Annotated in this window: 8 protein-coding genes; 4 read left to right on the top strand and 4 right to left on the bottom strand. The window is 68.8% G+C overall.

Going from position 1 to position 13,199, the window contains the following annotated elements; translation table 11 throughout:
- Positions 1-68 precede the first annotated feature (68 nt).
- Together K2R93_05845 and K2R93_05840 are read left to right on the top strand one after the other, a co-directional pair.
- Complete coding sequence (locus tag K2R93_05845; protein ID MBY0489345.1) at positions 69-644, top strand: hypothetical protein; 576 nt, start codon at positions 69-71, stop codon at positions 642-644.
- Complete coding sequence (locus tag K2R93_05840; protein MBY0489344.1) at positions 583-1,431, top strand: 1,4-dihydroxy-6-naphthoate synthase; 849 nt, start codon at positions 583-585, stop codon at positions 1,429-1,431. Before K2R93_05845 ends, K2R93_05840 begins: the two co-directional genes overlap by 62 nt.
- A 136-nt stretch (positions 1,432-1,567) precedes the next feature.
- Here the strand turns inward: K2R93_05840 and K2R93_05835 are convergent, their stop codons facing one another.
- Positions 1,568-4,912, bottom strand: coding sequence for a glycosyltransferase (locus tag K2R93_05835; protein ID MBY0489343.1), 3,345 nt, complete (start codon positions 4,910-4,912; stop codon positions 1,568-1,570).
- 101 nt (positions 4,913-5,013) lie between these two features.
- On the opposite strand from K2R93_05835, the gene K2R93_05830 reads away from it, so the two are divergent.
- Together K2R93_05830 and K2R93_05825 are read left to right on the top strand one after the other, a co-directional pair.
- Positions 5,014-5,439, top strand: a complete 426-nt coding sequence (locus K2R93_05830) for a hypothetical protein (GenBank protein MBY0489342.1) — start codon at positions 5,014-5,016, stop codon at positions 5,437-5,439.
- Between the two features lie 3 nt (positions 5,440-5,442).
- Positions 5,443-6,984, top strand: coding sequence for a GMC family oxidoreductase (locus K2R93_05825; protein ID MBY0489341.1), 1,542 nt, complete (start codon positions 5,443-5,445; stop codon positions 6,982-6,984).
- A gap of 129 nt (positions 6,985-7,113) precedes the next feature.
- Here the strand turns inward: K2R93_05825 and K2R93_05820 are convergent, their stop codons facing one another.
- The 3 genes from K2R93_05820 to K2R93_05810 all read right to left on the bottom strand — a co-directional run bounded on the left by K2R93_05820 (position 7,114) and on the right by K2R93_05810 (position 13,113).
- Positions 7,114-8,490: a M28 family metallopeptidase gene (locus K2R93_05820; protein MBY0489340.1), complete on the bottom strand. Its 1,377-nt coding sequence runs from the start codon at positions 8,488-8,490 to the stop codon at positions 7,114-7,116.
- A gap of 166 nt (positions 8,491-8,656) precedes the next feature.
- Positions 8,657-12,040: a protein kinase gene (locus K2R93_05815; GenBank protein MBY0489339.1), complete on the bottom strand. Its 3,384-nt coding sequence runs from the start codon at positions 12,038-12,040 to the stop codon at positions 8,657-8,659.
- A gap of 8 nt (positions 12,041-12,048) precedes the next feature.
- A complete protein-coding gene (locus tag K2R93_05810) occupies positions 12,049-13,113 on the bottom strand; it encodes an NAD(P)-binding protein (GenBank protein MBY0489338.1) in 1,065 nt (354 codons plus the stop codon).
- Between the last annotated feature and the right edge of the window lie 86 nt (positions 13,114-13,199).

Raw genomic sequence — 13,199 nt, 5'->3', positions numbered from 1 at the left:
CAAAGTGGGATTCGGTGGCCGGGCTGTCAAGAACGAGTTCAGGGAGCCCGGCCGCTACTTTATGGAGCATGGGCTCCCCGTCATCGATCCTGGTCGTGGCCGCGACGGCGCGTGAACTCGCGCCGGTCGACGGCTGGCGCATCCTCGAGTGCGGCGTGGGCCCGGTCGAGGCGGCGGTACGCACCGCGGCCGCCATTGCGGCCGTGCGCCCGGCGGCGGTGCTGCACGTGGGGATCGCGGGGGCCCGCCGGGCCGCGGCGCTCGCCCCGGCCACGATCGTGATCGGCTCCGAGGCGCAGTACAGCGATCTCGGGGTCGGCCCCGAGTGGGCACCCGGCACGGTCCCCGCCACGGCCGCGCTCCTGGCCGCGGCGCAGCGGGTGCTGCCGGACTCGCCCGTCATGCCGATCGGCACCAGCGCCCGGATCGGGGGCACCAGCGACACGCTGGTCGAGGCCATGGAGGGCTTTGCCGTGCTCCGGGCCGCCCAGCTCGCCGGCGTCCCCGCGCTCGAGGTCCGGGCCATCGCCAACGACATCGAAGAACAGGACCGCGCCCGCTGGCACTTCGCCGCGGCGTTCCATGCCATCACGGCGGCCACGCCGGCGCTCGTACGCACGATCGCGGCGGCCCTCTCCGACTGACCTGGTCGTGCACACCCTCACGTTCGGCTATTCGCCCTGCCCCAACGACACGTTCGCCTTTCATGCGCTCACGCATGGTCTGGTCGACGCGCCGTTTCGCATCGAGCCGGTGCTGCTCGATATCGAGGAGCTCAACCGGCGCGCCCACGACGGTGCGTTCGCCCTCACCAAGCTGAGCGTCGGTGCCTTCGCCGCCGTGGGCGATCGATACCGCCTCCTCCGAAGCGGCGCTGCCCTCGGCAAGGGCGTCGGTCCGCTGGTCGTGACCAAGGATCCGCTGCCGTTCGCCCACGCCGTGTCGCGCCGCATCGCGATTCCCGGGCGTGAGACCACGGCCTATCGCCTGCTCCGCCTCGCCGCCCCCGCCCTCGGCGAGGTGGTGGAGATGCGCTATGATCGCATCCTGCGTGCCGTCGAACAGGGGGAGGTCGACGCGGGGCTCATCATCCACGAAAGCCGCTTCACCTACGCCGATCACGGCCTCACCAAAGCCATCGACCTCGGTGATTGGTGGGAACGTGAGACGAACCTCCCCGTCCCCCTCGCCGGCATCTGCGCCCGCGCCGACCTCCCCGCCGATGTCGCCGCCGCCGCCGAGCAGGCAATCCGCGCCAGCGTGCAGTACGCGTTCGATCATCCCGACGCGAGTCGCGCCTACGTCGCGGCCAACGCGCAGGAGATGAGCGCCGAGGTGTGCGCGCAGCACATCGCGCTGTATGTCAACGAGCACTCGCTGGATGTGGGGGAGGAGGGACTTCGGGCCATAGAGCGGTTGGTACGGGGATGAATTTGGGGTTGCCTTGAGAGGCGAGACGCGAGTGGGAGTTGGAGTGATGGGCCTGCGTGGTGAGCGCACCACTCTCCCTCACCACCTAAACTCCCACTCGCCTCTCGCTTCTCAACGCAAACCCCTACCCAACTCCTTAGAGTCCGCGCGCCGTCAGCGACCCCGTCCGCTCCAGCTTCCCCCAGCTCGGAATCCAGCCGCGCGCCGCCGCCCGCATGGCTTTCAGGAGCGCGATGTAGAGCACCTGCCGGTAGGCGATCCGCTGCAGCGGCACCAGCAATGCCTGCCAGATCGACTCGCCCTTCTCGTAGCCCACGCCGATGAGCGCGGTGATGAAGTCGATGAGCAGGAAGAAGGCGTACAGGGAAACCACGGGGAGTGCGTGGCCCCACGCGGTGGTCCAGCCGAGAGGGGCGAACTCCATCGCGAGGCGCACCATGCTCCACACCAGCGCAATGTCCGCGGCCGGTGCCAGGAGCGGGAAGATGAGCTGAAAGAGCCAGATGTTGGGCAGCCCCACCATCCCCAGCGAGCCAGCGCTTCGACGCAGGAACGCCGCGCGGTGCTTCCAGGCACACTGCAGCGTGCCGAAGCTCCAGCGGAAGCGCTGACGGAGCAGCGCGTCCAGCGTTTCCGGTGCCTCGGTATACGCGATGGCGCGATCGGCGAGCGCGATGCGATGCCCGGCGCGCAGGAGCGTGAGCGTGAGATCCTGGTCTTCGGCCATCGTCTCATGCTTGAAGCCGCCCACGTCGAGAATCGCGCTGCGCCGCCACGCGCCAATGGCCCCCGGCACGACAGTGATGCAGTTGAGCATCACGAATGCGCGCCGGTCGAGATTCTGACTCGTGACGTACTCCACCGCCTGCCAGCGCGTCACCAGGTTCACGCGATTCCCAACCTTCGCATTGCCGGCGACCGCCCCCACGCGCTTGTCGGCAAGCGGGCAGACGAGCTGTCGGATAGCATCGGGCGCCAGCACCGTGTCGGCGTCGATTACCACGACCATGTCGCCGGTGGCGTCCACGATGCCGTGATTGAGCGCCAGGGCCTTGCCCCCGTTGGGCTGCGTGAGCACGACGACGCGCGGGTCCCGGACCGCCTGCGCCGCGGCCAGCGTCCCATCGGTGGAGCCGTCGTCCACCACAATGACCTGCAGTGCCGGATAGTCCTGCCCCAGCACCGACAGAATCGTGCGGGCGATGACGCGCTCTTCGTTGTATGCGGGGATGACCACCGACACGCTGGGCGTGAAGACGTCGTCGGCGAGTCGGCGCGCGTAGCGCGGCCGGAATCGCTGCGCCGTAGCGAGGCCGCCGATCAGCGCCAGTCGCACGAGCCCGAGCACCAGCGCCACGAGGAAGGCCGTGACCAGCGTGTACTCCACCACGTTCGCCACCTGCAACGTGGCGATCGTGAGCATCCGCTGCGGCGCTTCATTGCGGGGCACCGACGGATTGCCAGCGGTGGGCGCAGCATCGAGCAGCCCCGCAATGGTGGTGAGTTCGTAGCCGCGCGCCCGCAGGGTATCGATGAGCGGCCCGAGCGCCGCGACCGTGGCCGACCGATCACCACCCGCGTCATGCAGCAGCACCACACGGCCGTTGTTCTTCTCGAGGTCGCGAATGGCGTTCGCGATGATGCGCTGCGGGTCCTTTTCGTACCAGTCCTTCGGATCGATCTCGAGACCGGCGATGCGATAGCCCATCTCGTTCGCCACCGCCATCGGCCGCAGGCGCTCCTCCGTGCTTGGCTGCGCATCGCCGATGTACGGCGGACGGAACACGATGGGCCGCTCGCCGGTTACCGCTTCGATCGTGCGGCCAGCCGCAGAGAGCTCCATGCGGATGGCCTGCGGGCTCAGACCGGCAAAGTCCGGATGGCTCCACGAGTGATTGCCGATCTCGTGCCCTTCCTGCGCGATGCGTCGCGTCAGGATCGGCAGCCGCTGCACCTGGCGGCCGATCAGGAAGAAGCTCGCGATGGCATCGCGCGACGCCAGCGTGTCGAGAATGGCCGGCGTCCAGTCTTCGTCCGGGCCATCGTCGAACGTGATGGCCACCTTGTTCTTGTGAAACCCGCCGCGCGAGATGAAGTAGCCGCCCGGCGGCCGCACCAGCTGTTCGCTCTGGATGTAGCCCTGCCTGTCGAGCGCCACGGCGCGTTCGCCGCGCCCTTCGTAGCCCTCCACGGCGAGCACTTCGCCATCACCCACGATCACCGACGCGCCGTTGTTCGGCAGCCAGCGCAGCGAGTCCACCGGGGCGTTGAAGCCCTGGCGGCCAAGCACATTCCAGAGCGTCGCGTCTTCCGACCCCAGGCGCCAGATCGCGGCACCCGCCGCCCCGGTGCTGAGCCCGGCGCGAATCTGATTCCACGCACTCACCGCATCGAGATACCACACGCGATGCGAAAGCCCCGAGGTTTCGCGCCAGCCGGCCATGGGGTTGCGGGTACGCGCATCGAGATGCGGCCCGCCCGGGGCGGCGCGACTGAGCGCCATCGCCTCACTCACACTGAGGTTCACCGCCTCCGGTTTGTCGCTGCGCCAGTGATAGCCGTATTGCCCGATGCCCAGCATGAGCTGCGCCGGCGGCACCGAATCGAGCACCGCGTCGAGCCGCTCGGCGAACCAGCTCGCACTCGCCACCGGGCCAGCCTCATTGAGGCCGCCATGTTCATCGTACAGCATGGCCATGACGTAGTCGGCATTCGCCGCATACGCCTTGGTGGGATAGCCATCGCCTTCACTGATTGGCACCGCCACCGACAGGATCGCACTATCGGCCTGCAGCGCCGTGCGCAGCTCCTGCAGAAACGCGAGCATCGGCGGGTGCAGCGACGCTGGCAGATTTTCGAAGTCCACGAAGACGCCGGCGAACTCATTGGCCGTGACCGCCTCCATGAGCTGCGCCACGGTGGACGCACGCGCGGCGGGGGTGGCGATCACGTTCGCGGCCAAGAGCGAATCGAAGCCCGACGCGCCGTAGTTGGTGATCATCAGATGCGGCGCCGCGCCCCGTTCGCGCGCGGCGGCGATCAGATCCTTGTCCACCTCCACCGTGAGCTGCCCCGGCTCCTTGCCGCGGCCAAGGAAGACCGACTCGAACACCGCCCAGTCGAGGTGATCACCCACCCGCTTGAGCGCTGCCCGGCTGCCGGCGTCCCACTGCACCACGAAGGCGGCGACGATGGGATCGGCGACTGGTGTACCCTGGTGGCGCGGCAAGGCCATCGGCGGACAGGCCGGCCGGCCGCGCGTCCCGCACGCCTGTGCGCCCCCCTTTCCCCAGCTGCCGGCGGTGTCGGACATCGACACCACCTTGGTCATCGGGAGCGGATCGATGCGCGCCGGCCGGAGGACGGCAATGGCAAACCCACCCGCCAGCACCGCGCCGATGGCGCCGACGGTATACAGGGTCCGGCGCACCAGCGTGCTGCGCCGACCCGAGGGGTCGTGAAAAACGGGGCGAAAGGACACGCGTATATGATCGGCGTTTCAGGGTCGAGAGTGAATCGACGGCGGCAACCTTTAGCAGCCGCGCGCTTGAACCCCAGTCGCGGCGTCCCTACGTTCGCCGCATGGCTCTCGATCCCTCGGCGCGCCCGATCAGTCGTCGGGCGGCGGTCAGTGCGCTCTCGGCCGTGCCGGCCGCAGTCGCACTGAGTACCCTCAGTATCGCCGCCTCCGCCTGTCAGGGAGCTGACAGCCCGCTGGTCACCGTTTCCGAGGCGGGTGCCGCGCTGCCACCGGCGCTCGATCCAGCCCTGGTGCGGAGCATCGGACAGGCCTGGCTTGCCGCCCACCCGGCGGAGGCCACCCCCGAGGCGCTCACCAGTGCCCTCCGCGGTGCCCAGCGCGCCCGGCGGCAATGGCCCTGGCAGCCGCTGCCGCCGCTGACGGAGGTGATTCACGAGGAATACACCGTCGGCGCGACCTCGCTCCCCGACGGCTGGGTGATCGCCGACAGCGAAGCGCGCTGCTGTGCGCGCGTCGCCCTGGGCTGAGCGATGCACATCGACGCCCGTTCGCTCCCGAACGACACCATCGTCGACGCGGACCTCTGCATCGTCGGCGCCGGTGCGGCGGGTATTCCGATCGCGCTCGCGTTCATCGGCGCCGGCAAGCGCGTCGTGCTTCTGGAAGGGGGCGGTTTTGACCGCGAGGACGCGCTCCAGGCACTCTATCGCGGCTCCCTCTCCGGGCTGCCGTATTTCCCGCTCGAGGCCGCACGGCTCCACTACTTCGGCGGGTCCACCGGCCACTGGGGGGGCTACTGCGCGCCGCTCGACGCGGTGGACTTCACCACCCGCAGCTGGGTCCCCGGCAGCGGCTGGCCGATCTCGCGCGACGTGCTCGACCCGTTCTACGCCAAGGCCCATCCGCTGCTCGATCTGGGGCCCTATCAGTACGACCCGGCGTGGTGGGTCGCGCAGGACGCGCGCCGCGAGTGGCTGCCGCTCGATCGCGCGGTGCTGCACGAAAAGATCTGGCAGTTCTCCGCGCCCACGCGCTTTGGGAGCAAGTTCCGCGCGCCGCTCGAGGCCGCGCGCGATGTCACGCTCTACACGTACGCCAACGTCACCGCGCTCGAGATGCGCGAAGGCGGCACGGCCGTTGAGTCCGTACGCGTGTCGCACTTGGACGGTCGTGGCTTTCGCGTGCGCGCCGCCCGCTTCGTGCTCGCCGCCAGCACCATCCAGAATGTGCGCCTGCTGCTCGCGAGCACGGCGCAGAATCCGCAGGGGGTCGGCAACGCGTACGATCAGGTGGGGCGCGGCTTCATGGAGCATCTCGAGATGCCCGCCGGCTCGGCGGTCCTGCTCAAGCCGCAGTCGATGCGTCTCTATCGCTACGACTTTGGCGTCACCAAGACCCGCGCGGAGATCGCCCTCACCCCCGCTGCCCAGGAGCGGCTGGGCACGCTCAATGTCACCGTCGCGATCGAAGGCATGCCCGCCGAGGGCGAACCGCGTACGACCTTCGAGAACAACTCGCCGACCGATCTCGAGGAGTACCGGCGCGAAACACGCGACAGCCTGACGTCGATCATGAAAGCGGCCGAGCAGCCGCACGACGCTGCGAGCGTACGCGCGCAGCCGCGGGTCTCACTCGTGGCGCGACAGGAGCAGGCCCCCAACCCGGCCTCGCGCGTCACGATCACCCGCGAGCGCGACGCGCTGGGCGTACCGCGCGCCGACTTTCACTGGGCGCTCACGCCCCTCGATCGCCACTCGCTGCGCACGATGTACCTCACCCTCGGCCGCGAGTTCGCCCGCCTGGGCGTGGGGCGTGTGCAGCTCCGCGACTGGCTCCGCGCCGAGCAGGCCGACTGGCCGCCGTTCATCAGCGGCGGCTGGCACGATCTCGGCGCCCTGCGCATGAGCGCCTCTCCGCGCACCGGGGTGGTCGATGCCAACTGCCAGGTCCACGGCGTCGCCAACCTCTTCATCGCCGGCGGCGGCGTCTTCGCCACGGCGGGGGCCGCGAATCCCACGCTGACGATCGTGGCGCTGGCGTTGCGGTTGGCGGAGCACCTGAAGGGGCGGTGATAGAGAGGTTGCGTTTGAGAACCGAGAGCCGAGCCATGAGCATCGAGATGTGAGCTCAGAGACAAGAGTCTCACCGCTCACATCTCGCCGCTCACGGCTCGGCTCTCAGTTCTCAAAGGAAACCCCACCCTACTTCCGCACCTTGACCTCCTGCATCCGCCGCACCGGCGACACATAGGCGCTCACCAATGACTCCGCTCCGTCGGCGCCGATCGCCGCCACCCCGAACACGTAGTCATCGATCGACACGTTGGGCAGCGTGAAGCGGGTGACGTTCCCCACGATCTGCGACTTCTCCCAGTCGTTGGTCCAGGCGGTGCGCCAATAGACCTTGTACCCCGCCGCCCCCTCGCTCGGCTGCCACTGGAGCGCCGCGTCGTAGCCGCTCTGGCCGCGGCTCAGCGTCACGGAGGTGCCCTGCGGCGTGGTGACCTTGGGCGCGGCCGGTGCGAGGGCGATGGAGGCGGCGGCCGCCGCGTTCACCCGCGCGTTCTGCGCGAGGTAGCGGAAGTCCATCCCTTCCACCTTGTCCTCGCTGTTGTGCTGGCGGTTGTAGTTCTCGTTGGCTTCGCGGAACACGATCGCCGGAAAGTCGAACGCGGTGAAGCTCGAGTGGTCGGAGCCGCGCCCGAAGCGATCCTCACGCGCCATCAGGCGGATCGTGTGGCTCGGCACGTACACGCCGGCGATGCGGGCGATGTAGCGCGCCAGTGAACGGTTCATCGAGTCTTCCGGCCCGAGCGCATAGATGCGCACGGACTCGGCGTCGATGATGCCGTTGCCGCCAAGGCTCGATCCCACGATGTCGTTGTTCAGGTTGGCCTCGACCACCACCTTCTGCGCCGCGATCGTCTGCGCGTGCGCCATCGAGCCCACCAGCCCCTGCTCTTCACCGGCCCACGTCACGAACACGAGGGTGGCGTCGAACTGCAGCCCGCTGTTCGCAAAGACGCGCGCGAGCTCCATGGTGAGGGCGGTGCCGCTGCCATCGTCGTTGGCCCCGGGCGCGTCGGGCGTGTCGTAGTCCTGCCCGGCGCGCAGCATCGCATCGCCGACCGCCGCCCCGGACACGTTTGCCCCATTCACGCCGGCACTCGAGGTATTCCGCGGGTTTACCGAGTCATAGTGCCCCGAGACATACACCCGGCGCGCCGACTTGCCGGGCAGGATGGCGACCACGTTCACGATGTCCACATCCTTCGTGATGCGCCCCTGCTCGAGCACGTGATGCACATCGTACGACACCTGCAGCTTGGGGCTGTACGACTTGAACTCATTGTAGATCCACCGCCGCGCCGCCCCGATGCCGCGCGTGTTCGATACGGTATCGGACAACGTGTTGCGCGTGCCGAAGCTCGCGAGCTTGGTGACAATGGCCTGCAACCGCTCCTGCGACACCGACGCCACGAGCGCCGCAACCCTGGAATCAGCATCGGGACGTACCTGCGCCGGCAGAGACGTCGCAAGACTCACAGTGAACAGCAGGGCAAGACGCGCGGTGCGCATGGTTCGAACTCTCGTAAGTAGTCGATGAATCGTTGAACTGCTCGCACAGAGTCCACGGGGACCACAGGGTACACAGAGAACCGCTTGAAAGAAGAATCGTCGTTCCCTGTGTTCTCTGTGGCTCCCCGTGTGCTCTGTGCGATCAGTTCGTCTCAGGTCTCACATCTCAAGTCAGCCGCGCCAGCGCCATCTCCGCCGCCCCCATCGCCCGGCGCGCGCCGTGCGCCGACGCAATGCGCCACGCTTCCTCGACATCGAGGCGGGCGGCGGCGCGCGACCGGGAATCTTCGGCCAGCGTCACCTCTGCGCGGAGCAGATGCAGCATCGGCCCCCATACCACTTCACCGGTGCGGGCGAGCGTGGCAAAGCCGGCATCGATCGCGCGGCGCGCGTCGGCCACGCGTCCGGCAGCGAGGTACCCTTCGGTGAGGAAGCCGTAGTACTCCGTCACGCTGGCGAAGCACTGGAACATCGTGAGCATCTCGATCGCCTGCTCGAGCGTCGCGATCCCCTGTTCCGTCTTGCCGAGGCGCAGCTGCGCCGCACCGAGATACGCGGCGGTCCACAGCCGCTCGCTCGCCACCCCGTACTCTTCACAGACCATCAGCGCCTCGGTCGTCACGCGTTCGGCCTCCGCCGGCCGCCCGGCGGCGAGCTCGAACTCCGCCAGATGGAGCGCCACGTGGGCGCGGTCGCGCGGGTCACGCGAGGCGCGCACTTCGGCCATCGAGCGATCAAAGAGCGCGCGGGCGCCATCCATGTCGCCCGTCATCCAATGCGCACGCGCCGACTGGCAGCGGCTCAGGATGAGCAGGTCCGAGCCCACCATCGCACGAATCGCCGCCCGGATGTCGGGCGTCACCAGCACTTCGGCGCGTTCCTGCGAGGCCATGCTCAACGCCAGCTCGCCGCAGAACAGGGACCCGCCGCTCGTGGCACTTTCGGCAAGCGCCTGCAGCAGCGGATCGCCGCTCGGATACGCCAGCGACAGCATCTGCTTGCCATATTCGAACGCACGCGGCGAATTGCCGCTGGCGATGTGATACACCACGAGCCCCCACAACACCGGCACCAGCTGCGGCGTCTGCCCGCTCTTGAGCGACAGCTCATGCGCGCGGTTCATGTGCTCGAACGTCTCGGGGGCCTGGAAGCCGCGAGTGACCACGCTGGTGAAGCCAAGCGCCACGCGGAGCCCGATCTCGAGCGTCGTCCGCTCGGGGCCATCGGGCACAAGGGCGATCTGCGCCAACCCGCGAGCCGCCAGCTCGGCCGATTCCGTATAGGCGAACTTCTCCGCCGCGCGCGTCGCGCCGAGTGCGTAATAGCCGGCGGCCTTGGCCGGATTGCGCCCGGTTTCCCAGAGCACCGCCAGCTCCGCCGCGAGTTCGCGCGCCTGGGCGCCATGCCGCAATTCGAGCGCGCCCGCGACCTGTGCGCTCGTGCTCACGCGGCGCGACGTGGGCAAGCCGGCGTACAGCGCGTTCTGATAGAGCACGTGCACGAAGCGATAGCGCATCGACAGCGAGCGATCGGGGAGATCGACCTCGTCCACCGCCTTCACGAAGGCGTACACCTTCTCGAGCGTGGTGAGTCGTTCTTCGACGTCACCCTGATCGAGCCCCATCACGTCGGCCAGAATCGTGGAGTCGAAGAAGAACCCCTGTGTGCTCGCCGTCATGAGCAGGCGGCGATCACTTTCTTCCAGCTGCTCGATCTTGCGCTGGATCATGCCGCGCACCGAGGGCGGCAGGTCTCTCTCGAACTGCGGCATCGCGCCGGTGAGCTGCCAGGCGCCGCCGAAATCGGCGATCGCGCCCTGTGAGCCCAGCCAGCGCAACAGGTCCACGAGGAACAGCGGGCTCCCCTCGGTTTTCGCGTGCAGCAGTTCGGCGAACGTCGCCGGAAACTGGTTGCCGGGGTAGCGCCGCTCCAGCAGTTCGCGCACTTCGTCGAGCTCGAGGAAGTCGAGCAGGATCTCCGACGCCAGCCCGCGCGCCTGCAGATCGAGGTGCGCCGGCAGGAACGGATGGCGCGCCAACTGCATCTCGGTCGGGCGATACGTCGCAATGAGCAGCATCGGCAAGGTGTCGAGCCGATTGCCCAGATACGCCAGCAGATCCACGGTGGACGCGTCGGCCCAGTGCAGATCCTCGAGGAACATCACGAACGGGCGCACGCGCGCGGTCGCATCCACGAAGCCGAGCATCTCGCGCTTCATGCGCTCCGGCGAGGCGGCCTGCAGCCCCTGCGGGACGATCTCGCCGCTCTTGGCGTACGGGCTGGCCGCAAGCGTGGACTCGCCCAACTCGTTGTACCACGTCGGCGCGTGGCGCTGCAGCAACGTGCGCACCTCGCCACTCGGATCGGCGCGCACCGCGCTCGAGAGGGCTTCCAGAATTGGCAGGAAAGCTTCGGTGCCGGCGAGACGTTCCGAGCAGCGCCCGCGCGCGGCGATGATGCCGCTGCTGGTGGAGAGCTCGGCGAGGCAGGCATCCACGAACGTGGACTTGCCCACCCCCGGTTCGCCGGCCACGCCCAGCAGCTGGCCATGGCCTTCCTGCGCGCGCGTCCAGGCATCGAGCAGGCGTGTGCGATCGGCCTGCCGCCCCACGAGGGTCGCACTGCGTACGGTCGCCGTGCGCGGGTGATACGCGCTGGCGGCGCCGGTGGCACTCGGCGCAGGGCGCGACACCAGCACCGTGCGCGACTCCGGCGTCGCCACCGCGGCCACCGCTTCGAGGCTCGCGGCCACCTCCGCCGCGCTTGGACGCTGCGACGGATCCTTCCGCAGCATCGCGTGCACCAGCGAGGTCAGCGCCGTCGGCAGATACGGCCGCAACTCGGCGAGCGACGCCGGCTCCTTGGTGAGGATCGCGCCGACAACGGCCATGCCGCTGCTGCTCGCAAAGGGGTGTGCCCCCGCCAGCAGCTCGTACAGCACGATCCCGAGCGAAAAGACGTCGGCCGCCGACGTGACCGGATCGCCCGCGGCCTGCTCGGGCGACAGGTAGCGCAGGGTGCCAATGATGATGCCGGTGCCGGTCTTGAACTCCTCTTCGACCGGCCGTGATCCATCATGTTCGAAGAGACGCGCGAGTCCGAAGTCGAGCACCTTGAGGTACCCGTCTTCGCGCAGCATCAGGTTGTCGGGCTTGATGTCGCGATGCACGATGCTGGCATCGTGAGCCACGGCGAGTGCACGCGCCGCCTGCGCCCCCAGCCCGGACGCCGAGCGCACATCGAGCGAGCCATCGGCGAGCGACGAGAGCGTGCGCCCCTTCACCAGCTCCATGGCGATGTACCAGCCGCGATCGCCGCGACCGATGTCGTACACCGTAATGACGTTCGGATGATTGAGCGCACTCGCGGCGCGCGCTTCACGCAGGAAGCGCTCGGTGGCATCGGAGTCGCCAACGCGGGTGGGCGGCAGCAGCTTGAGCGCGAGTTCGCGCCCGAGACGCGTGTCGCGGGCGTGGTACACCTCGCCCATCCCACCGGCGCCCAGGCGCTGCAGGATTTCGAAGTGATCGAGTTGGGTGCCAGCGAGCATCAGCGATCTCAGACCGTCAGGTGCGGGTGGGCGGCCCGCACGTAGCCGCGCGCCAGTGGATAGAGCATCCGCTGCACGCGATTGAACCCGTAGAACTCCTGCATCAGCCGTCCGGCGCCCCGCCAGCGGAGTGCCGCCATCGGCGCCGCGTAGCGCCCAAAGCGACCGAGCTCCCACAGAAAGCGATTCACCACCCCGCCGCGCAGGTGCGCCGTGAACGACGCATCCGCCGCCGCAACGTAGTCATGCTGCCCCAGCAACGCCTGCGCCGCGAGCACGCCCGATCGGAGCGCGGTGCGTAAGCCAAAGGCCCAGAGAAAGTCCTGCAGCCCGGCGGCTTCGCCCACCAGCAGGGAGGCCCCGGCCCGCCACGCCGGGCGACCCGAAAAATGCACGAGACCACCGACCGCGCGCTCGTCCCGAATGGCCATGGGCCAGCGGGCGAACAGCGTCTGCCGCGCCGCCGCCAGACAGGCGCCCACCCGCCGGAAGTCGCTCCAGAGGGAGGTGCAGAGGCACCCCTCGCCGCCGCTCACCAGCAGGTAGCTGTAGCCCTTGAAGCCCGCGGCGTCATCGAGCAGCGCAGCCGCCACATCAGGTGCATCGGTCCGGAAGACAAAGCCCTTGCAGATCGCGTACGGGCGCCGCCCACGCGGGCCGGTGGCAACGATGTCGGCGGCTTCATCCGCGAGGGTGGCACCGAAGCGGATCGTCACACCAAGCTCCAGCGCCTGATGCTTGAGCACCTGATCGATCGCATCGGGCATCGTGCCCCGACGCACGAGATAGAAGGCCGGTCCCCCGAAGTCGTGGTAATCGGCCCGACGCCCGTTGAACTGCCAGCCGCTCGTGAACGGACGGGCCAGAAAGTGGGTCGCGAGCCCCGCCGCGCGGAGCTCGTCGAGCACGTCGTGCGGCGAGGAGAAGGACTCGAGCCCCTGCAGATCGCCCCCGAAGCGGGCCCCGCAATCCGCCTGCTGCTCATAGACCTCCACGGCCTCACCCGCGCGCGCCAGCACGATGGCGGCGGCAAGGCCGGATGGACCGGCGCCAAGGATGCGGTGAGGGCGCATGGCGAAGGCGAGAGACGGGGTGAGGCGGGCGTGCATAGTGTAGCGGTCGCACTCGGTGCCCGGGAGGGCGCGGCGATCGGTATGTT

The sequence above is a fragment of the Gemmatimonadaceae bacterium genome (assembly GCA_019752115.1).
Taxonomy (GTDB): domain Bacteria; phylum Gemmatimonadota; class Gemmatimonadetes; order Gemmatimonadales; family Gemmatimonadaceae; genus Gemmatimonas.
This window is presented reverse-complemented; position numbering and strand designations above follow the sequence as displayed.